We start from the raw sequence: 19,027 nt of genomic DNA on the forward strand, positions 1-19,027 counted from the left end.
GCGGGAGCGCTCCCGCTGGGAGAGGGGCCGGGGGTGAGGGAGCGCTCCCGCTGGGAGAGGGGCCGGGGGTGAGGGAGCGCTCCCGCTGGGAGAGGGGCTGGGGGTGAGGGAGCGCTTGGGAACTGTCTCAATGACTTGAAATGATTATGAAGAATGCCCGATGCTGACCTTACAAGCTGTAGCCGATCTGCTGCAAACCCCTCTCCGGGGAGATCCCCATCTGTTGGGGTTGCCGGTTCAGGCCCTCTGCACCGACAGCCGCCAGTTGCAGCCGGGATCCGTTTTTGTGGCGCTGCGGGGGGAACGCTTCGACGGACACGATTTTATTCCGCAAGCCCTGAGCAAGGGAGCCGTTGCCGTCATCAGCCAGCGTCCGACCTCAGGCCCTCATTTTCAGGTTTCAGACACGCTGAGGGCCTATCAGCGCCTTGCCAGGGGCTGGCGGGAGCAATTCTCCATCCCGGTGGTGGCCATCACCGGCTCAGCCGGCAAAACCACCACCAAGGAAATGCTGGCGGCTGCCCTATCCCGCTACGGCAGCGTTCTCAAAAGCGAGGCTAACCACAACAACGACATTGGCGTGGCGCAAACGCTGCTGCGGCTGCAGCCGGAACATCAGTTTGCGGTTCTGGAAATGGCCATGCGCGGCCCTGGGGAAATTCGCCGCCTGGCGCAGATGGCCCGGCCCACCCACGCCTTGATTACCCACATCGGCACCGCCCACATCGGCAGGCTGGGATCCCGCGCCGCCATTGCCGCCGCCAAGTGCGAGCTGCTACAGGAGCTGGGGCAGGGAGTGGCCCTGCTCAACGGAGAAGATCCCTTGCTGTTGTCCACCGCCGCCGGCCTGGGGTCGGGACCAACTCTCACCTATGGCCTGGAGCGAGGAGACCTGCGAGGAGAATGGGATCCCCAAGCCCAAACGGTAACCGTGGCGGGCCTGACCCTGCCGGTGCCCCTGCCCGGAAGACACCACGCCCTCAACTGGATGGGGGTGCTGGCGACTGTGCGCAGCTTGGGGCTGGATTGGGAGCCGCTCCGAGAACCCATCGCCTTGCCCACGCCTCTGGAGGGGCGCAATCGCCATCTCAAGCTGGCAGGAGATGTGGAAATCTGGGATGAAACCTACAATGCCTCGCCGGAAGCGATGATAGCGGCTCTGCACCTATTGGCCCAAACCCCAGGGAGACGACGCTGGGCCGTTCTCGGCCCCATGCGGGAACTGGGAGAGCATGCACCTCAGCTCTATGCAGAGGTGGGACGAGCGGCTGCCCCTTTGGGGTTGGATTGGGTTTTGCTCCTGGATCCGGAAGGAGAAATGCAGCCGCTGCTCGACCAAAAACCGGCAGCCCAGGCAGAACGCTGTAGGGATGCAGCGGCAGTGCTGCAAGTTTTGCTAGATCAGGTGCAAGCCGGGGATCGGTTGCTGTTCAAGGCGGCACGAGCCATTGAGCTGGAGCAGGTGCTGCACCGCTTTTTGCAAGCCTGGCAGCGGTAGGCTAAGCTAAAAGACAGCTGATGGCAAGCCTGCATCTCTCTGTTGGGCTGGGATCAGCCCAGGCGGCTTTCTCTTTGTCGATAACTACCCCTTCTGCGTACGGCATGTACTTCAATCCCTCTCTACGCGAAGAACCCCGCAATCAACCGCCAACAGTGGTGCCCTCCCCTAGTAGCCTTTCCATTCTCGATTGGTTGCGCCAGCAAGGCCGGTTGATCGAGCAGCCTATTGAAGTCTCTGGGGCTGTTTTGGAAGAAGACATCGACGACATCGACGACTTGATCGGGGACGACTACAGCGAAGACTTCGAGGCAGAAGAAGAGTAGGCACGACGGCCGAGATCGTTACGAGATCACCAGCTCGTTGATCCCTTCGCCCGACACGTCGAGGGCGTCGGCTTTTGCGCTGCCAATGGATCGCTAACTTGAACAAACAAAACAATAAATGTAAGTAAACGTAACGGATACCTCAGCCTAAAGGGATCTTTTTTTAGCTTGTTTTGGATTGTTCACCACCATCCCGCGATGATTGTTGCAAATCTAACCTCAGCGGAGATTAGCCTTGCAGCCCTTGTAAAAAAAGTATTTTGGGGCAGTGGAAATATCTTTTTTGGGGACTTTTTTCAATTTTGAGGAACTCCAGCTCCATCCCGCCCGTCATAGATAAATATAAACCTACTCTTCACGGAGGGTTACATTGCATGATTCGCAATCTCTTCGCTCTTTCCTTAGCTGTTGTCTCGGCCACCACGTTGGTTGCAGCCCCTGCGGTCATTGCCGGCAGCTACGGCGCAACTTCTGAAAGCGTGAAAACCGCTGCTGCTACCGGCAAAACCATTGTGGATGTTGCGGCTGAGGCCGGCTCTTTCACCACGTTGATCCAAGCCTTGGAGGCTGCCGACTTGGTGGAGGTACTGGCTGGGGAAGGCCCCTTCACCGTTTTTGCTCCCACCGACGAGGCCTTTGCAGCGCTGCCGGAAGGCACTTTGGAGAAGTTGCTCTTGCCGGAAAACCGTGAGCAATTGACCCAAATTCTCACCTACCATGTGGTGCCCGGCAAAGTTCTCTCCAACGATCTGAAAGCTGGGGAAGTGGTCACGGTCGAGGGATCCCCTGTGGAGATCTCTTTGGCTGATGGAGTCAAGGTCAACGATGCCAACGTGGTGACCGCGGATATCGAGGCCGTCAACGGCGTCATCCACGTCATCGACAAGGTGATCCTGCCCCCGCAGATCTAACCTGTCGGTAGGGAAGTTCTAGATCCTGCGGGGTCTAGTTCTCTGGCAGCCCCTGCCCCCGGTGGTGGGGGCTTTGTGTTGCAACTTAGGCCGACGACCCTCAAGGGATCCCTGACCTTGAGCTCTATAGGTCGATGCCGACGCTGGAAGCGTAGATCGCCTCCACCGACACGCCCGAGACCCGCTGCGGACGCACAATCATGTACTCATTGTCCATCTGCTTGGGCAAGGTGATGAACTCTTCGCCGCCCACCATCAGGTTGTTGATCAACTCTGTGTATTCTCTGGCCTCTTTGACCCGCACTTGCATGGTTTGTCCACCTTCCAGCATGATGTGGACAAGGTATCCGTCAGGTTTTCTGGCCATGGATGCTCCCGCTGGGTAACCGAAGGACGAAACGAGGGGTGTTCTTATGAACATTATTCCCCCTTTCGCGACCCCTAACCCACTCCTAGCTCCGCCGTGAAATCTGGAATGGCGCTGCGCCAAACCGAATCTCAAGCCGTAGCATAGTGAAAGTGAAATGTGTCCATTTTAATCTTTCTCGCGCTCCATGCCCCATTTGCCTGATGTCTCTGCTGCCCACCGTGAGCTGGGGTGGAACGGAGTTCCTTCCACCCCGACCCACGCTGCCCAACCCTACCCTACCGTGAGGGATCCCAGCATCGCCCGTTCCGACCTCATTGCCGTTGGGGGAGCAGAGGACAAGGAAAAGGAATGCCACATCCTTTGGGAGTTCTTCCGCCGAGCGGGGGGAAGGTCGGCCCACATCACCATCGTGCCTGCGGCTTCTGGGATCCCGGCGGTGCTGGGGGAGGTCTACGCCAATATTTTTCAGCAGATGGGGGCGGCCAGCCTGCAGGTGCTGGATATCCGCAACCCGATGGAGGCGAGGGATCCCGATAACGTCGAGAAAATCCGCTCCTCCACCGGCATCTACTTCACGGGTGGGGATCAGGAGCGGCTGGCGGAGGTGCTGGCCCACAGCGAGTTGATGGAGGCCATTCGGCAGCAGTGGCAGCGAGGACAGACGGTGATTGCCGGAACCAGCGCCGGAGCTTCTGCCTTGGGACAGCAGATGATCTCCCGCGGCTACAGCGGGGAACCTCCCACGCCGGCAATTGTAACGGTGAAGACGGGCCTGGGCCTTTTGCCTCGCGTCATCATCGATCAGCACTTCCATCAGCGCAATCGCCTGGTGCGGTTGGTTACAGCGGTGGCCCACTACCCCCAGTGCCTGGGCATCGGCATCGATGAGAATACGGCGGTGGTGATCCAGGCCAACAATGTGATGGAGGTAATCGGCTTGGGCACGGTGACGATTGTGGACGGGACGCAACTGTACTCGACCGTTCAGGAGGCGGCAGCGGACGAGTATTTTCGGCTGCACAATGCCCGCCTTCACTTTTTGCCGCCGGGATCCCGATTTGATCTCAACACGTTGACTCCGCTGTGACCGGTGAAAACTTTGTCTCGCCAAGGCGGCTGGATTGGCGCAACCTCAACGCCCTCTGGGGATCCCTGTTGGCCGAGACCCTGAGCCGGCTGGGCTGTCGCCTGGCGGTGGTGTGCCCGGGATCCCGCTCTGCCCCCCTCACCTATGCCCTGGCGCAGCATCCGGAGATCGAGGCCATTCCAGTGCTGGATGAGCGGTCGGCGGCCTTTTTTGCCCTCGGCTTGGCCCAGCGAACTCGGCAGCCCATCCCTCTGGTGTGTACTTCCGGCAGCGCTGGCGCCCATTTTTTCCCGGCTCTCCTTGAGGCAGCCGAAAGTGGGTTTTCCCTGTTGATCCTGACGGCGGATCGGCCCCCAGAGCTGCGCCACTGCCGCGCCGGGCAGACTATCGACCAGGTGAAGCTCTACGGTCACTACCCCAACTGGCAAGCGGAATTGGCCCTGCCCAGCGCGGAGCCAGAAGCCCTGGCCTATCTCCGCCAAGCCCTGGTTCACGCCTGGGAGCGCACGCTTTACCCCTTTCCCGGCCCTGTGCATTTGAATGTGCCCTTGCGAGATCCCCTAGCTCCCGTTGCCGATGGCAGCACTGCGCCCCTGGTTCATTTGCAGGAAGATCCGGAGTTTGAGAAGACCTTTTTCCGCGGGGTTATCCCCCCATCTGGCCTGGCTGCCGGTTCTGCGTTCGCGTCAACAGCTTCCTTTTGGCAGGAGTGGCGCGGCTGTGAGCGGGGGGTGATCTTGGCGGGGCCGGCCCAACCGGCGGATCCCCAGCGTTATGCAGAAGCGGTGGCCCGCTTGGCGCTGGCCCTGGGCTGGCCGGTGTTGGCGGAGGGACTCTCCCCTCTGCGCAACTACGCTTCCCTCAACCCCCATCTCATCACCACCTATGACCTCCTCCTGCAGCAGGATGGCCCCCAGCTCTGGCCGGAACAAGTCATCCAACTGGGATCCCTGCCCACCAGCAAAGCGCTGCGGCAAACCCTGGCCAAAGCTCGCCCCCGCACCTGGCTGCTCGATCCCCGGCCCGAGAACGGGGATCCTCTGCACAACCCCACCACCCATTTGCCCTTTGCTGTGGAAGAGCTGGCCGCCGGGATCCCGGAAGCAACATTCAAAACTCCAGCCCCCCGAACAGCTTTTCTGCAGGGCTGGCTGACAGCCGAAGCGCAAATCCGCGCCACCCTAGACCAGACCATGGCTGACCTGCCGGAGTGGTTTGAGGGCAAGATCGCCTGGTGGCTGGCCCACCACCTGCCGCCGGAGACGCCCCTGGTGATTGCCAACAGCACGCCGGTGCGGGATGTGGAGTGGTTTTGGCCGCCCAACGACCGCCGCATCCGGCCCTACTTCAACCGCGGCACCAACGGCATTGACGGCATTCTCTCGACCGCCTTCGGGGTGGCCCACCGCCATCGGCCAACAGTGCTGCTGACCGGGGATCTGGCCTTTTTGCACGACTGCGGCGGCCTGCGGCTTAGCCCTTACCTGCAGGGATCCCTGACTATCCTCCTCATCAACAACCGGGGGGGTGGGATTTTCGAGCTGCTGCCCATTGCTGAGGCGGGCCCACCCTTTGAGCCCTACTTCGCCACTCCCCAGGCGGTGGATTTTGCCCTCCTCTGCCAGGCCCATGGCATTCCCCACCGGCGGCTAGAGACGTGGGAAGAGCTGGCCCAAGCCTTGGATCCCTTGCCCGCCCAAGGGGTGCGAGTGTTGGAGATCCTCACCGATCGGAAAGCCGATGCTCAGCGGCGGCGGGAGTGGTTTCAGCAGTGGTCTGAGCTGCCATCCAGGCTTTAACCCGCTCCCAGATCTGCTCGGGCAGATCCTCGGCCTCGCAGTCCAGCCACTGGATCCCTGGCATGGCCCGAAACCAGGTCATCTGCCGCTTGGCAAACTGGCGGGTGCGCCGCACAATCAAAGGCTGCAGCTCCGCCTCTGGGATCCGCCCTTCTAGGTAAGCGCCGATCTCCGCATAGCCCAAAGTTTGCAAGAGGGGCAAGTCCGGCCCATAGCGCTCCCGCAGAGTTTTTACCTCTTCGATCCACCCCCTCTCCATCATCTCCGCCGTGCGCCGGGCAATACGTTGTTCCAGACGGGGCATCGAGCAGCGCAGCCCCAAGATCAAGATGGGGTAGTGGGGAGGATGGGCCTGCCGTAGGCAAGAGGCCGGTTTCCCGGTGGTGTAAATAATTTCCAAGGCCCGCAGGGTGCGCACTTCATCATGAGAGTGGATCTGCCGAGCGGCCACGGGATCCAACTGCTGCAGCCAGGCGTAGCGGATCTCAGGTGGCCACGTCTCCAATTGGGTGCGCAACTGAGGCTGCGGCGGAACTGCCGGGATCCCCAGCCCTGCAGTAATGGATTGGATGTAGAGGCCCGTCCCCCCCACCAGAATGGGAGTCTGTCCCTGCCGATGGGCCGCGGCAATGCGCGCCCGGGCCGCCTGCTGGAACTCGGCCACGGTGTAGGTGTGGCGGGGATCCACAAAGTCAATCAACTCATGGGGCCAAAGGGCCCGCTCGGCGGGAGTGGGCTTGGCGGTGCCGATGTCGAACTCCCGGTACACCTGGCGAGAGTCGGCGTTTAACAGCGGGGATCCCAGCCGTTGGGCCAGCAGCAGCGCCTGGCGCGACTTGCCGGTGGCGGTGGGGCCAGCAATGACGACGAGCCCCGGCCCTGGGGTCGAGGAGGGAGGTTCTCGGCAGTCGCGCCCATTTGGAGACCGGTTTTGATCCATCCGCTGTCGGCAAGAAGGTTCACCCAGGGCAGCAGATTAAAATTTTCAAAGAACCCTAGCGCTGTGGATAAAATAGGACATCCATAGCCTCTATTGTCTTCCCGGCTCTTCGAATTTCCCCGTGATCTCATCTTACGTCTCTGCTTCCGTTGCCGTGTTGGGCGGGGCGCAGCCTCGATTTGAGCTGCCCCCTGTCAAACTCCTTCTCTTGTTGCTGCGGGCCTCGGCACGGCGAGGGCTGGCCGGCCTTGGCAGAGCCCTCGGAGCCGGTATCCTGGCGGCGCTGCTGGCGTGGGAACCGCGCCCTGCCTTGGCGGAAGTTTTGGTGCTCAAGCAAGGAGAAGTGCGCACTCTGCCCCTATTGCAAACGCGGGCCCGACTGCCCCTACAAATGGAAATGCTCTATTTGGGCATGGTGGAGGAGCGCTTCTTGAGCTACGCCCGCGCCAACAATTGGGAGACCATTGCTAGCGACCGCGAGGATCCCCGCTGGAGCCGCTGGCAACTGCGCCCAGGCGGTGAGGCCCTCTACCTGCCGGATGCCCCTTCATCGCGGGATCCTTCAGAGCCCCCCCTCTACGCCCGCGGGTTTTATGTGCAAGCCTATTTTGTCGGCGGACGCTTGGCGGGGATGCACCTGATTCATAACCCGGAAGAGCCGGGCTTCAATTTGAGGCAACTGCAAAGGCTTGTTCGCGCTTGGTTCCCCGATAACCGCTTGATGTTGCACTACCAGGTGCTGCCGGAGGATCCCGACCGGCAGGTGCTGGGCGCCTACTGGGGCACCATCCCTTCTCCTTACCTTGCTGACATTCAGCGCAACAGCCGCCTGCCGTTCTGCCAAGTTTTTTTCAGCCCTACCTCGCCTCAGCCGATCGTTCCCCCTTCCGACCCTCCTCATTGCCTGAGCCAGACTGCCGTAGAGGACGGCGCAGCCCCTGCGGCTGCCCAGAAGGAGACCGCCGCTCTGCGCTAGAATTTCGAGCCCGTCCTCACCACCAGAAGGGATCCCTGCCGCTGAGCTGTGGCCATTCGCAATGGGCCAAGATTGAGGGGCGCTAGGTCTTCTTCCCTCTCTTTTGTACCTTGGCCTAGGAGGGGCTCAAGAGCACGGTTTTCCCCAATCGATAAGCTCAAATCAAACCGTTACCAGCTCCGGGCGACGGCTGTTGCGGATAGCGCGAATAGCCTCCGCATAGTCTTTGGCCTTGAACACTGCCGAGCCGGCCACAATGGCGTTGGCCCCCGCCTCGATGACCTGCCAGGCGTTGCTGGCCTTGAGGCCGCCATCTACTTCAATCCAGGGATCCAGACCGCGCTCGTCGCACAGGGCCCGCAGTTGGCGAATCTTGGGCACCACCGCCGGAATGAAGCTCTGGCCGCCAAAGCCGGGGTTGACGCTCATGATCAAGACCAGGTCCACCAGATCCAGCACGTACTGGATGAGCTCCAGGGGGCTAGCGGGGTTGAGCACCACACCTGCCTGTTTGCCCAGATCCTTGATTTGGCTGAGGGTGCGGTGCAGGTGAATGGTAGAGCTGGACTCGGCATGAACGGAGATGATGTCGGCCCCCGCCTTGGCAAAGTCGGCCACATACTTTTCCGGCTCCACAATCATCAGGTGGACGTCCAGAGGCTTGGCCGTAACCGGGCGCAGCGCTTCCACCACCAGCGGGCCGATGGTAATATTGGGCACAAAGCGGCCATCCATGACGTCCACGTGGATCCAGTCGGCCCCCGCCTCGTCCACCGCCCGCACTTCTTCCCCCAAGCGGCTAAAATCCGCCGAAAGAATCGAAGGGGCGACAACAATCGGCTTTTGCCCAGAGGCTGCTGACGGCTGAGTCATGGTGAGTATCCGAACTGTGAACCGCAAGAAAGGGGAGCCTGCTCCTCTATGGTACGGGGTTTGATCCCCTTTGCAAACTGCCTCTTGGCTCCGAGGCTAGGGTTACAGGGGACTGGCCTCGACCCAATGCCGGAAAACTTGGGCCAGATGACCCCAGGGATGCGGCGGCTGAGCGTTGCTCTGGGACTCTGGAGCAGCCTGCTCTGAGGGAGCCGGGTTTACCTCTTCTTCCAGCCGCAGGGCAAGCTGCTGCAATTGCATGTAGATGCTGTTGACGGCCAGCATGGCCAAGACGGTGCCGAAAAACTTGGTGCGGGATCCCATAGACCAACCCCTAGGCAAGAAGCAAGATAGAGGATATTCTCGTCGCCGCTGCCCTAGTTCCACCTTAGCGCACAGGCGGAACAGGTCTTTTGGAGAAAATCCTTACACTTTCTCTCGACAGCTTCAGGAACTTGCGCCCAAGCAACGTCATGAGCACCTATCAGCACCTGCACACCGCCCTTTGGGTTAGCGATCTGGCCAGGGCCGAGCATTTCTACGGAACCGTGCTCGGGATCCCCAAGGCAGAACGGTTTCCCTTTAACTTTCCCGGTGCTTGGTACCAGGTGGGGTCTTCGCAGATTCATTTGATTGTCACTGAGGAGCCACTTGACCAAGGGCAGCAAGCCAGTCGTGGCAGCAAGGCGAAGTGGGGGCGCCATCCCCACGTGGCGCTGGGAGTGGAAGATCTGGAGGCGGTGAAGGCCCGCTTGCTGCAGGCAGGCTACGAGGTGCAGCCCAGCGCTTCCGGGCGGGCGGCTGTGTTTGTTCGGGATCCCGACGGGAATGTGATCGAGCTGAGCTCCATAAGCCCCCCTCAGCCATGACCGCCATGCCAGAGCCCTCTTTGCCCCAGCAGCGCAGCGTCCTCAACTCCCTTGACCCGGCCACCGCCCTGGTCAGCTCGGCGCAGATGCGGCGCCTCGAGGAGGAGATCTTCGCTGCCGGCATGCCCGTGGCCGCCCTGATGGAGAAGGTGGGGCTGGCCGCCTTTGCCCAGTTGCAGCAGGATTTTCCCCAGGTGCAGCGCATCGGCATCCTCTGCGGCACGGGGCACAATGGCGGCGACGGCTTGGTGGTTGGGCGAGAGCTGCGGCTAGCCCAAAAGGGGGTAAAGGTTTGGCTGGGGAAGCCGGATCTCAAACCCCTAACCGCCGACCACGCCCGCTACCTCAGGGCTCTAGGGGCGGAGTTTGTGGAGCGGGTGGAGGCGTTGGCCGACTGCGACTTGCTCATCGACGCCCTCTTTGGCATTGGCCTAAACCGGCCCCTGGGGGATCCCTGGGCGGGGGCGGTGGAGTGGGCCAACGGCAGCGGCATTCCCATCCTCAGCCTGGACTTGCCTTCTGGCCTCAACGACCAGACAGGTGAGATCTGGGGCTGCTGCATCCGCGCCAGCCACACCTATGCCCTCGGCCTCTGGAAACGGGGCCTGTGGCAGGAGGCGGCTCTGCCCTGGGTGGGACGGCTGCATCGCCTTGATTTTGGCATCCCCCCCTGGGCCTGCCCGGCAGAGGCGGCTCCCCAGTTGTTGCTGAACCCTTGGCCCCATTTTCCCCCTGACCCACCTTTGGATACCCACAAATATCGCCAGGGATCCCTGCTAGTGGTCGCAGGGTCGGCGGCCTATGCCGGGGCGGCAGTGTTGGCCGGGCTGGGATCCCGCGCCAGTGGCGTGGGCATGGTAACCCTGGCGGTGCCGGCGGAATTGAAGGGGCTGATTCACAGCACTTTGCCGGAAGCCTTGGTTCACCCCTGGGAAGGGATCCCGGCTCTGCCGCCGCTGGGCGAAAAACCTTTCCAGGCGGTGGCGGTGGGGCCCGGCCTAGGAGAAACCCGCTGGCTGCTGCTGGAGAGCTTGCTGCAGGATTGGGCCGGGATCCCTTGGGTTATCGACGCCGATGGCCTCAATGCCCTGGCGGAGATGGGGGTGGAGCGCTTGCAAGAAAACGGGATCCAAGCCATCCTCACCCCCCACCTGGGGGAGTTTCGCCGGCTTTTTCCAGGGATCCCGCTTGCGGATCGCATGGAGGCAGCCCAGAGAGCAGCAGCCCAGAGTGGAGCGGTGGTGGTTTTAAAGGGAGCACGGACGGTCATCGCCTCTCCTACGGGGGAATGCTGGGTCAACCCGGAGAGCACACCGGCTTTGGCCCGCGGTGGCAGCGGCGATGTCCTAACTGGCTTAATCGGCGGCCTGGTGGCGCGCAGAAGGGCCCAACTGGGTCAGTCGATGGGGATCGCGGAGCTGCTCAGTTGTGCCTGTGCCGGAGTGTGGTGGCATGCCCAAGCCGCTATCCAGTTGGCGGGGGAGCGGGGTCTAACAGGGGTGGATCCGGCCCACCTAGGGGAGTACCTGCCCAAGGCGCTAAGTCGGCTTAAGGTTGCAAGAACCCCAGGGCCAGTCCCAGGAAAATGAACAGGCCAAACCCAATCCGGTAGGCGATAAACAGCCAGGTGCTGCTGCGCTGCAAAAATCGAATGAGCCAATCGATGGACCCGTAGGAGAAAACAAAGGCCGAGAGCATCCCCAACCCCTGCGACAGCAGCGCCTCTGCCTTAAACTCGGAGATGAACTCCGCCACCCCCGCCAAAAAGAGGGCCGGGATCCCTAGCAAAAAGGAGTAGCGGGCGGCAGCCGAGCGCTGCAAATCCAGCAACAGAGCCGCCGTCAGCGTCACACCGGAGCGGGATACCCCTGGAATCAACGCCAAAGCCTGGGCCAGCCCCACCCAGAGCCCATCCCCAATGCCCAGGCTGTGCAGATCTCGCCGGCGTTTCCCCACCCGTTCCGCCCAGCCCAAAGCCAGCGCCAAGCCAATGGCGGCAGCAGCAATTACCCCCAACTGGCGGGGTGGGGATCCCCAAATGGCCTTGACGGCCCATCCGGCAACCACAATCGGCAACGTCCCCACCAGGATCCCTATCAGCAGCCGCCAAGACTCCTGCTGGAAATCTCGCTCCTGCCAAGCCTTCCAGGAGCCAAGGAGCACCTGGCGCAGATCAGAGGCAAAGTAGATCAACACCGCCCCCAAGCTGCCCAACTGGATTACCGCCGCAAAGGAAGCGCCTGCATCTGGCCAGCCCAGCAAAGCCGGAACCACCCGCAGGTGCGCCGTGCTGCTGATGGGCAGAAATTCAGTGATCCCCTGTACCATGCCCAAGAGCAGGGCCTGCCACCAGTTGGGATACCAGGTGTCGGCTAGCACCAAAGACAACCTCTCCCTGTATGCCAGGCTACTGTCTGGAGGGGAGATCCCCTCTCCCTGAGGCCCAAGCGCTCCGCGCCGCTCACGCGACCACCCCCAGCCCCTCTCCCTGAGGCCCTCACCCCCAGCCCCTCTCCCTGAGGGAGAGGGGAGATGGGGATCCCTTGGGGTTGTTGAAACCAGATGCAGCGGCCATCAGAAGGTGAGCCGCTCCGGATCGTCGATGGTGATGAGCCAGTTGCCCACCTTGCGGAAGAGCGGGTTGGGCTCTGTTCCCCGTACCCGCGCCTCTACCCGGTAGATGCCGGCAGCGGAAGGGTTGCGCACATTGGAGAGCACCAAGCGGATCTCCTGGCCGGCGGCAATGGGTTGACGGGCCACCACCTCCAAAGAGCGAAACTCCTCGTTCCAGTACACTTCCGCCAGCTCCACCGACTTGCCCTCCACCTCTAGGCGCACATTCTGGGGATCGATGACGGCATCAAAGTTCCTATCCGCGCTAATCTGCACCTCCGCCACCGCCACATCCTGCGGTGGGATCTTCAGGCGATAGCGATCCAGCCGACCGCGAATGCCGCGAAAATCCAGCCGATAGCTGAGGACAGGCACCCCCTCGCTGCCGGTGATGACAAAGCCCGACTGTGCCTTTGCCAAAGGGGATAGCGCCCCTACCAACAAGCCTGCCAAAATCAGCCTCGTCCCCAGCCGGGCCAAGCGGAGGCCCCACGAACGCTTCACTGCTCTCAACACCCAAACCTCCCAAAAGACTTCGGCACAGGCTCACCTTGCCGCCGGCCGAGCGAGCAGCAAGGCCATGAGATTGAATTGCTATCCATTGTAAGGGGCGGGATCCCTTCCACCGGGAGCGCCCAGGGCCCACTCGGGTGCGGAGATGCGCAGTTTTTCCCCACCACCAGAACCTCACAGTCGCAACCCTGATGCTCTGGAACGTCCAGGAGCCTGGGGGATGGGCGTCGAAGGATCCTGCTGGGAGGATCACTTAAAGAAACTGAGTACCCCCACCCCGATCACCATCAGCACCCAGAGCAGGGATCCCACCAAAATCACATTCTTGGCCCGGCTCCAGTCGCTGGCCGAGCTGTAGAGCACCGGCACCGCCACCACCAGCAGCAAGCTGTACAGCACCAACACCAACAAAGCAATTTGGAAAATGAGCATCATGGTCTGGATCCCTCACAAAAGTCTTGTCTTGGATAAAAGCTCCCGACAACACCGGGCTACCCAACCTGATCCGGCTCGCTGCGCACCGGCGGCAGGGTAGATAAGATAGATAACGCTCTGACTATACCAAAACTGGGATCCCTCTCAAGGCCAGATCCGTCGGGGCAGCCGCTGGATGGATGAACTATCTAGATACAGACTGCATTCGGAAAGGGTTGAAGTCGGTTGCCACGTCAAAGTAGTCTTCCTGTTCCTGTTGCTTCAGCCAGCCGGTGATGGCGTAGGTCAGAGGCGTACAGACTGCCTCAACGGCACACTTGAACACGTAGTTGGAGACGATGAGGCTCACGAGACCGGGAAACACCCCCCAGAAAGCGATGAGAATAAACAGGCCCGTGTCCACCGCTTGGCCCACCAGGGTGGAGCCGATGGTGCGCGTCCACAGCCAGCGTCCCCGCGTCCACACCTTTAGGCGCGCCAGCACGTAGGCATTGGCGAAGCTGCCGCTCCAGTAGGCAATCAGGCTGGCCAGCACAATACGGGGGGTGAGGCCGAGGATCTGGTTGTAGGCTTCCTGATAGGGCCAGTCGGGGGCTGCCGGCAGGGATCCCACGATCATGAAGGTCGCCGACATCAGGGCCGCCGAGAAAAACCCCAGCCAGATCACCCGCCGCGAGCGGGCATAGCCGTAGACCTCCGTGAGAATGTCGCCGAAAATGTAGCTGAGGGGAAAGAGGATGGTGCCGCCATCGAAGGTAAACGGCCCCAAAAGCACGATCTTAGTGGAGGCGATGTTGGAAATCAGCAGCACGGCCACGAACAGGGCCGTCACCGCATCCAGGTGCCGATAGGCGCGCTCAGACATCAGGATCCCCCCAACAGTTTACGAATATGGCGCAGCTCCCTGACGATCAGGGCCAGGCCCTGGCTGTGCCGTTCCACCTCGCTGGTGAGCTTACGGATCTGCTCTTCCAGGTTAGCGCTATAAGATTCCTGACGCTCCAGGCGCTGGTTGAGGCTGGCAAGCCGCGTCACCACCTCCCGCTGGATGAGGTTTTCCGTACCTTGGATGAGCAGCGTCTCGATGGCGGTGAGCTTGTTCAAGAGCAATTGAGTGTTGGTTTCCGATCCGGGCTCCAGCGCAGCCGCCGGGGTCACTTGCAGGGCCTTTTGAATGCGAGCCAGAAGGGCTTCCGCCTCAAACGGCTTTTCAATGAAGTCAAAATCGACAAAAGGCTCAGGGATGCGGGCTGTTACCTGCTCTTTCATCCCCGACATGATGATGACGGGGGTATTCTTCAGGCTCTCTTCCTGCCGGATGGCCTGCAATGTGTCATAGCCGTCCATCTTGGGCATGACAAAATCCAGCAAGATCAGGTCGGGGTGATGTTTTTTGGCAGCCTCCAAGCCCGCTAGGCCATCTTTGGCCTCCAGCACCTGAAACTGGTCAGCCAAGATGCTGGCCACCATCTTGCGGATCATGATGCTATCGTCAATGACCAACACCGTCTTGGCTGTCATGCTCGGGGCACTCCCTTTTCTGTTCCCATCTGCTCGACCTGCTCAGCCCCTTCCTCCAGTGCATGGGGCATCGGGGACGTCCTTCCGGGGACACCAATAGAGTACTCTCCCTCTTAGGGAAGTGGGGTGTGATTGGCGATCTACAGCTCCAACTTCGCCGACTCTCCCAAGGCCCAGAACTTGCCGGTTTCCCATCGCTGCCTTGCTATAATCTAACGTAAACAAACATTAAGCATTCGCACCTTGCAGGGTTATGAGCCTACAGTTGAGCTCCGAGCTGTCGCTGCCGATCCCGTCTCCAGTCGGAGAAGCTGCCTACCGCACTTTTCAGTGGGGTAAAAATCTCTTTGGCTTTGCCCATAAGGCTCTCTCCACCCAGGCTTCGGAGCTGATGCTCTCTGTGCTCAGGGATCTGCAGAGCTTCTCCTCCGGGAAAACCCTGCCGCCGCGGGAGCGAGTGAAGCTCAGCGCAGCTACTTTGCAAGAGTTGCGGGCTCGTTACGAACGGCTGCTCCAGGTCGATTGGCAAGATGCCGAGGCAGGTTATTACCCTCACGCGCTTCTTTTCGACAACCCCTGGCTGGACTTTGCCCGCTACTACCCGCAGGTATGGCTGGATCTGCCGCAGATCACTCAGCGGGTACACAGCAAGCGCTACCAAGAGTTTTCTCAGGACATCTCCACAGAAGGCTATCCAAAATACTACCTGCAAAATTTTCATTACCAAACCAACGGCTACCTGAGCGACAGCTCGGCTGAGCTCTACGACCTGCAGGTGGAACTGCTGTTTGGTGGCACGGCAGATGCGATGCGGCGGCGGGTGATCCGCCTGCTCAAAGATGCTCTCGATCCCGCCCTGTCGGCTCCCCACATTCTCGATGTAGCTTGTGGCACCGGGCGCACGCTGCGCCTGCTGCGGGGATCCCTGCCCAAAGCCGCGCTGTATGGTTTGGATCTTTCCCCTGCCTACCTGCGCAAGGCCAACCGGCTGTTGCAAGAGCTGCCGGGGGAGCTGCCGCAGCTCATCCGCGCCAACGCCGAGGCCATGCCCTACGCCGACGCCACCTTTGATGCGGTTGTCAGCGTGTTTCTCTTCCACGAGCTGCCCGGCCCAGCCCGCCAAAATGTCATCAACGAGATGAGCCGCGTGGTGAAGCCGGGGGGCGTGATCGTCATTTGCGACTCGGTGCAACTGCTGGACTCGCCGGAGCTGGAGGAGACGATGGAAGCTTTTGCGCAAACCTTCCACGAACCCTACTACCGGGACTACATCCGCGACGATCTGGGGGCGCGCCTGCAGCAGGCGGGCTGTGAAGTGTTGCGCCGAGAAACCCACTACGTCAGCGCCTACACCTTGGCCCGCAAAAGTTGAGCACCCTTCTAGGGGAACCCGCCGCCTGTAGCTAGCTTGGGTTTTTAAGGCGGTTGACCACCCGTGCCCCTCCAGGGAGGGACGGCACAAGGCCATCCCAGCAGGCAAGATATCAGCTTCTAATCCCCGCCTTGCAAGGTGGGGCCCTACGGCGCTAGCTGGTAAATCGGCGGTCACTTGTCCAGAGGGTGTATAGTAGTTTTAGACACGAAACCTTGGATAAGAAGACGGGTTGTTAACTGGATAACCCTTGGGCGCAAGTCCGTCTAAACTCTTTTCTTCCGCTTAGGCTCATGTCCCACCCCCATGGATCCCTCCGCGCCGGCATCACTGCTCTCAAGCAGGAGCGCTACCTGGAGGCGATCAATCTTCTCGAGTCGTTCTGCTACTGCTGCTCAATCCAAGAGAAGCAAGAGCGCAATGGCTCTAGGGCAAATCCGGAAGACTGCGCTTTGGCTCGTGTGGCTCTGGTCATGGCCTATCAGGGTAGTGGTGACCTGGAGCGCTCAATCGCCCTTTGCCAAGAGCTGTTGGAGCAGAAGGAAACAGTTGAGTCCACTACCTGGGCTCGGGAATGGGCAGCCCAGGCTCTGCCCACCCTCAAACAGGCTTCCGAACACGCCATGCCGCCTGAAGAAGTGATGGCGCGGCTGCCCGTCCTGCGGCAGTTGGAAGACTGTCGGCTCCTCTGTAGCTCCCGCGATCCGGCCCCGCATCTGCTTAAATCTGCCCATTTCTGAGGGAGAGGGCCTGCAGGGAAGGGTCCCTCTTAGCCGTGGATGTCCGGCCCTAGCCTCTATCGTTAGCAGCTTCATAGCAACTTTATGTCTGTTGTCGAGCCGATGACCTATCACTTTGTCGTTGCCAGCCTGTCTTTCTTACGTTCTGAGCCCCTGGAAGAGGTGCTGGAGGAGCGTCGCCGACACTACGAGGAGCGCCGCCGCCCTGTCGATTTCTTCTGGGTGCCGCAGCCGGCTTTTATGGAAGCCCCACCGTTGAAGCCTTTGCGGGACAAGCTGAGCGGCCCACTGGGGGCAGTGGTCTCAACCAACGAGGATTTCATTCGCTGGCTGAAGGTGCGCCTGACTTTTGTAGAAATGGGCAGCTTCGTGGCTCCTAGCGAGTCGATCCCGGATCCCTTGCGCTCCTTATCTGCCGACAAAGGGTAAGCCTGCCGATTCCTAAGATTTGAATGGGTTGAGGGGAGGGCAGGCCAGGATAAGATCGGGGCACCCCATACCTGCCCTTCTTGGCTGACGGGATCCTCCGTTGTGGGGCCGACGTCGGGGAAATGGGCAGGTCAGCCGCGGAGCACTATGACTTTATGACTTTGGAGCAACAATGGAACAGGCCGGAAGGAGGGGCAGAGGTCTGCCACCCCAACTCCTGCCTTCGGGATTTCCAGCCTGCATCAGCGCCAACTTGGGTGCTGAAGTCAGAAGCTCTCTTGCCTGAGCCGACAGCAAGCCCCACCCTGAGCTCGCCGGAGTGCTCCTCTGGGGATCCCTCACCAGATCCACTTCCCGAGGATCCCCAAAAAGAAGAGGAAAATCAAGGTTTATCTGAGCCGGGCCTGAGAAACTTTGTTGCTGTGCTGCGCCGACGCAATTTTCTGCTGCTGTGGACGGGGCAGGTGTGTTCGCAGTTGGCGGACAAAGTGTTGTTGGTGCTGCTGATTGGGTTGATTGCCCGCAAGTTTCAGCCAGAAGGAGCCTCTATTAGCGGTTGGGTCTCGGCCATCATGCTGGCTTTTACGCTGCCGGCGATGCTACTGGGCAGCCTGGCAGGGGTATTTGTGGATCGCTGGCTAAAAAAAGGGGTGTTGGTGCTCTCCAACCTGGCGCGCGGGATCCTGGTGTTGCTGTTGCCGCTGCTGCTCTGGCTCACCGCCGGGCGCGACCTTTGGCCGGGGATCCCCTTGGGGTTTGTCGGGCTGTTGCTGGTGAGCCTTGCCGTCTCGACCCTGACCCAGTTTTTTGCTCCTGCTGAACAGGCGATTTTGCCCTTGATCCTGCCGAAGCGAGAGCTGCTGGCGGCCAATTCCCTCTACACCACCACGATGATGGCTTCGCTGATTGTTGGCTTTGCTGTGGGGGAACCGCTGTTAACCCTGGCGGATCATTGGGTGCGCCATTGGTTGCCGGGCTGGGAGGTGGGGCCGGAGCTGTTGGTGGGGGGAGCCTACCTCTTGGCCGGATCCCTGCTGTTGCTGCTACAACCCCACGAGAAGCTGGAGCCCCGGCCTTGGGAAGCCCCCCACCTTTGGGAAGATCTCCAGTTGGGCTTGCAATATGTCGGCCAGATGCCCCTGATCCGGGCTGCTCTGCTGCAGGTGGTGGTGCTCTACTCGCTGTTTGCGGCACTGGCCGTTTTGGCGGTGCGCATGGCCGAAGTGATGCCGGAGCTGAGGCCGGATCAGTTTGGGGTGTTGTTGGCCGCTGCCGGCCTGGGCATGGGGATCGGCGCCTTTTGGGTGGGGCATGCGGGCCGCCGGGTGAGCTGCCGCGCCTGGAGCGGGCTGGGATCCCTGCTGCTCTGTGGGTCTCTGGCAGCCCTATCTTGGACGACCCACTGGTTGTTGCTCAGCTTGGGCTGGATTGCTCTGTTAGGCTGTGGCGGGGCTTTGGTGGCGGTGCCGATGCAAACCTTGATCCAGGAGGAAACGCCAGATCATCTGCGAGGCAAGATTTTTGGGCTCCAGAACAATGTGGCCAATATCGCCCTCAGTTTGCCTCTGGTCTTGACGGGGTTGGCGGAAACCTACTTTGGCCTTTCCGGGATGTTTTTAGGCCTGGCTGCTCTGGCCGCTCTGGCGGGGCTGTACACCTGGAGCCTATTGGGCAGAGAAGGCTGGTGAAACCCTCTCGAAGCTGGGGCCAAGGCAGCAGCTAACTCTGCTACTCTTGTAGAGGCTCAAAAGTCGA

General features: G+C 60.9%; 21 protein-coding genes. 12 read left to right on the forward strand and 9 right to left on the reverse strand.

Going from position 1 to position 19,027, the window contains the following annotated elements:
• Positions 1 to 160 precede the first annotated feature (160 nt).
• From NW858_RS12250 to NW858_RS12260, 3 genes are all read left to right on the forward strand, one after another.
• Complete coding sequence (locus NW858_RS12250) at positions 161 to 1,498, forward strand: UDP-N-acetylmuramoyl-tripeptide--D-alanyl-D-alanine ligase (RefSeq protein ID WP_414520605.1); 1,338 nt, start codon at positions 161 to 163, stop codon at positions 1,496 to 1,498.
• Between the two features lie 20 nt (positions 1,499 to 1,518).
• Complete coding sequence (locus tag NW858_RS12255; RefSeq protein WP_414332723.1) at positions 1,519 to 1,824, forward strand: DUF3134 family protein; 306 nt, start codon at positions 1,519 to 1,521, stop codon at positions 1,822 to 1,824.
• A gap of 374 nt (positions 1,825 to 2,198) precedes the next feature.
• Positions 2,199 to 2,735 carry a fasciclin domain-containing protein gene (locus NW858_RS12260; protein ID WP_414332721.1) on the forward strand — a complete coding sequence of 179 codons (537 nt, stop codon included), beginning with the start codon at positions 2,199 to 2,201 and terminating at the stop codon, positions 2,733 to 2,735.
• A 124-nt stretch (positions 2,736 to 2,859) separates the two neighbouring features.
• Here NW858_RS12260 and NW858_RS12265 read toward each other — a convergent pair whose 3' ends face one another.
• Positions 2,860 to 3,102, reverse strand: coding sequence for a hypothetical protein (locus NW858_RS12265; protein WP_011433628.1), 243 nt, complete (start codon positions 3,100 to 3,102; stop codon positions 2,860 to 2,862).
• 187 nt (positions 3,103 to 3,289) lie between these two features.
• Here NW858_RS12265 and NW858_RS12270 point away from each other — a divergent pair, with 187 nt between their 5' ends.
• Positions 3,290 to 4,192 carry a cyanophycinase gene (locus NW858_RS12270; RefSeq protein ID WP_414367994.1) on the forward strand — a complete coding sequence of 301 codons (903 nt, stop codon included), beginning with the start codon at positions 3,290 to 3,292 and terminating at the stop codon, positions 4,190 to 4,192.
• Entirely contained in the window at positions 4,189 to 5,991 is a 1,803-nt protein-coding gene (gene menD / locus NW858_RS12275) for a 2-succinyl-5-enolpyruvyl-6-hydroxy-3-cyclohexene-1-carboxylic-acid synthase (RefSeq protein WP_414520606.1), read from the forward strand. Before NW858_RS12270 ends, menD begins: the two co-directional genes overlap by 4 nt.
• Here the strand turns inward: menD and miaA are convergent.
• The gene (gene miaA / locus NW858_RS12280; RefSeq protein ID WP_414520607.1) at positions 5,915 to 6,931 is read right to left on the reverse strand and encodes a tRNA (adenosine(37)-N6)-dimethylallyltransferase MiaA; all 1,017 of its coding nucleotides are present in this window, start codon (positions 6,929 to 6,931) and stop codon (positions 5,915 to 5,917) included. The two genes, menD and miaA, sit on opposite strands and share 77 nt — an antisense overlap.
• 121 nt (positions 6,932 to 7,052) lie before the next feature.
• On the opposite strand from miaA, the gene NW858_RS12285 reads away from it, so the two are divergent.
• A complete protein-coding gene (locus tag NW858_RS12285; protein ID WP_414520608.1) occupies positions 7,053 to 7,907 on the forward strand; it encodes a hypothetical protein in 855 nt (284 codons plus the stop codon).
• 162 nt (positions 7,908 to 8,069) lie between these two features.
• On the opposite strand, the gene rpe is transcribed toward NW858_RS12285, so the two are convergent.
• Both rpe and NW858_RS12295 read right to left on the reverse strand, forming a co-directional pair.
• Positions 8,070 to 8,780 (reverse strand): ribulose-phosphate 3-epimerase, encoded by a 711-nt coding sequence (gene rpe / locus NW858_RS12290; RefSeq protein ID WP_414332712.1) that lies wholly within the window; start codon positions 8,778 to 8,780, stop codon positions 8,070 to 8,072.
• A gap of 102 nt (positions 8,781 to 8,882) precedes the next feature.
• Positions 8,883 to 9,104: a hypothetical protein gene (locus NW858_RS12295; protein WP_414509748.1), complete on the reverse strand. Its 222-nt coding sequence runs from the start codon at positions 9,102 to 9,104 to the stop codon at positions 8,883 to 8,885.
• A gap of 149 nt (positions 9,105 to 9,253) precedes the next feature.
• On the opposite strand from NW858_RS12295, the gene NW858_RS12300 reads away from it, so the two are divergent.
• Positions 9,254 to 9,649 (forward strand): VOC family protein, encoded by a 396-nt coding sequence (locus tag NW858_RS12300; protein WP_414348853.1) that lies wholly within the window; start codon positions 9,254 to 9,256, stop codon positions 9,647 to 9,649.
• A 5-nt stretch (positions 9,650 to 9,654) separates the two neighbouring features.
• Entirely contained in the window at positions 9,655 to 11,238 is a 1,584-nt protein-coding gene (locus NW858_RS12305; RefSeq protein WP_414520609.1) for an NAD(P)H-hydrate dehydratase, read from the forward strand.
• On the opposite strand, the gene NW858_RS12310 is transcribed toward NW858_RS12305, so the two are convergent.
• From NW858_RS12310 to NW858_RS12330, 5 genes are all read right to left on the reverse strand, one after another.
• The gene (locus tag NW858_RS12310) at positions 11,198 to 12,031 is read right to left on the reverse strand and encodes an undecaprenyl-diphosphate phosphatase (RefSeq protein WP_414520616.1); all 834 of its coding nucleotides are present in this window, start codon (positions 12,029 to 12,031) and stop codon (positions 11,198 to 11,200) included. The two genes, NW858_RS12305 and NW858_RS12310, sit on opposite strands and share 41 nt — an antisense overlap.
• Before the next feature lie 192 nt (positions 12,032 to 12,223).
• Positions 12,224 to 12,682: a DUF2808 domain-containing protein gene (locus NW858_RS12315; RefSeq protein WP_414520610.1), complete on the reverse strand. Its 459-nt coding sequence runs from the start codon at positions 12,680 to 12,682 to the stop codon at positions 12,224 to 12,226.
• Between the two features lie 342 nt (positions 12,683 to 13,024).
• Complete coding sequence (gene psbZ / locus NW858_RS12320; protein ID WP_414334060.1) at positions 13,025 to 13,210, reverse strand: photosystem II reaction center protein PsbZ; 186 nt, start codon at positions 13,208 to 13,210, stop codon at positions 13,025 to 13,027.
• Positions 13,211 to 13,394: 184 nt separating this feature from the next.
• Positions 13,395 to 14,075 (reverse strand): queuosine precursor transporter, encoded by a 681-nt coding sequence (locus NW858_RS12325; protein WP_414334059.1) that lies wholly within the window; start codon positions 14,073 to 14,075, stop codon positions 13,395 to 13,397.
• Positions 14,075 to 14,731 (reverse strand): response regulator, encoded by a 657-nt coding sequence (locus tag NW858_RS12330; protein WP_414334058.1) that lies wholly within the window; start codon positions 14,729 to 14,731, stop codon positions 14,075 to 14,077. Before NW858_RS12330 ends, NW858_RS12325 begins: the two co-directional genes overlap by 1 nt.
• A 253-nt stretch (positions 14,732 to 14,984) precedes the next feature.
• Between NW858_RS12330 and NW858_RS12335 the strand changes: the two genes are divergently transcribed.
• From NW858_RS12335 to NW858_RS12350, 4 genes are all read left to right on the forward strand, one after another.
• Positions 14,985 to 16,103 (forward strand): class I SAM-dependent methyltransferase, encoded by a 1,119-nt coding sequence (locus NW858_RS12335; RefSeq protein ID WP_414334057.1) that lies wholly within the window; start codon positions 14,985 to 14,987, stop codon positions 16,101 to 16,103.
• Positions 16,104 to 16,396: 293 nt separating this feature from the next.
• On the forward strand, positions 16,397 to 16,843 hold the full coding sequence (locus tag NW858_RS12340; RefSeq protein WP_414334056.1) for a hypothetical protein: 447 nt from the start codon (positions 16,397 to 16,399) through the stop codon (positions 16,841 to 16,843).
• An 84-nt stretch (positions 16,844 to 16,927) separates the two neighbouring features.
• Positions 16,928 to 17,272: an MgPME-cyclase complex family protein gene (locus tag NW858_RS12345; RefSeq protein ID WP_414334055.1), complete on the forward strand. Its 345-nt coding sequence runs from the start codon at positions 16,928 to 16,930 to the stop codon at positions 17,270 to 17,272.
• 122 nt (positions 17,273 to 17,394) lie between these two features.
• Positions 17,395 to 18,960, forward strand: coding sequence for an MFS transporter (locus tag NW858_RS12350; protein WP_414520611.1), 1,566 nt, complete (start codon positions 17,395 to 17,397; stop codon positions 18,958 to 18,960).
• The last annotated feature ends 67 nt before the right edge of the window (positions 18,961 to 19,027 follow it).

Origin of the sequence: Synechococcus sp. H55.10 (assembly GCF_047502715.1) — a bacterium.
In the GTDB taxonomy this organism is placed as follows: domain Bacteria; phylum Cyanobacteriota; class Cyanobacteriia; order Thermostichales; family Thermostichaceae; genus Thermostichus.

Coding starts and splice junctions, on each gene's coding strand:
- NW858_RS12250 (WP_414520605.1), top strand. CDS start 161: ATGCTGACCTTACAAGCTGTAGCCGATCTGCTGCAAACCCCTCTCCGG.
- NW858_RS12255 (WP_414332723.1), top strand. CDS start 1,519: ATGGCAAGCCTGCATCTCTCTGTTGGGCTGGGATCAGCCCAGGCGGCT.
- NW858_RS12260 (WP_414332721.1), top strand. CDS start 2,199: ATGATTCGCAATCTCTTCGCTCTTTCCTTAGCTGTTGTCTCGGCCACC.
- NW858_RS12265 (WP_011433628.1), bottom strand. CDS start 3,102: ATGGCCAGAAAACCTGACGGATACCTTGTCCACATCATGCTGGAAGGT.
- NW858_RS12270 (WP_414367994.1), top strand. CDS start 3,290: ATGCCCCATTTGCCTGATGTCTCTGCTGCCCACCGTGAGCTGGGGTGG.
- miaA (WP_414520607.1), bottom strand. CDS start 6,931: ATGGATCAAAACCGGTCTCCAAATGGGCGCGACTGCCGAGAACCTCCC.
- rpe (WP_414332712.1), bottom strand. CDS start 8,780: ATGACTCAGCCGTCAGCAGCCTCTGGGCAAAAGCCGATTGTTGTCGCC.
- NW858_RS12295 (WP_414509748.1), bottom strand. CDS start 9,104: ATGGGATCCCGCACCAAGTTTTTCGGCACCGTCTTGGCCATGCTGGCC.
- NW858_RS12300 (WP_414348853.1), top strand. CDS start 9,254: ATGAGCACCTATCAGCACCTGCACACCGCCCTTTGGGTTAGCGATCTG.
- NW858_RS12305 (WP_414520609.1), top strand. CDS start 9,655: ATGCCAGAGCCCTCTTTGCCCCAGCAGCGCAGCGTCCTCAACTCCCTT.
- psbZ (WP_414334060.1), bottom strand. CDS start 13,210: ATGATGCTCATTTTCCAAATTGCTTTGTTGGTGTTGGTGCTGTACAGC.
- NW858_RS12325 (WP_414334059.1), bottom strand. CDS start 14,075: ATGTCTGAGCGCGCCTATCGGCACCTGGATGCGGTGACGGCCCTGTTC.
- NW858_RS12330 (WP_414334058.1), bottom strand. CDS start 14,731: ATGACAGCCAAGACGGTGTTGGTCATTGACGATAGCATCATGATCCGC.
- NW858_RS12335 (WP_414334057.1), top strand. CDS start 14,985: ATGAGCCTACAGTTGAGCTCCGAGCTGTCGCTGCCGATCCCGTCTCCA.
- NW858_RS12340 (WP_414334056.1), top strand. CDS start 16,397: ATGTCCCACCCCCATGGATCCCTCCGCGCCGGCATCACTGCTCTCAAG.
- NW858_RS12345 (WP_414334055.1), top strand. CDS start 16,928: ATGTCTGTTGTCGAGCCGATGACCTATCACTTTGTCGTTGCCAGCCTG.
- NW858_RS12350 (WP_414520611.1), top strand. CDS start 17,395: ATGGGCAGGTCAGCCGCGGAGCACTATGACTTTATGACTTTGGAGCAA.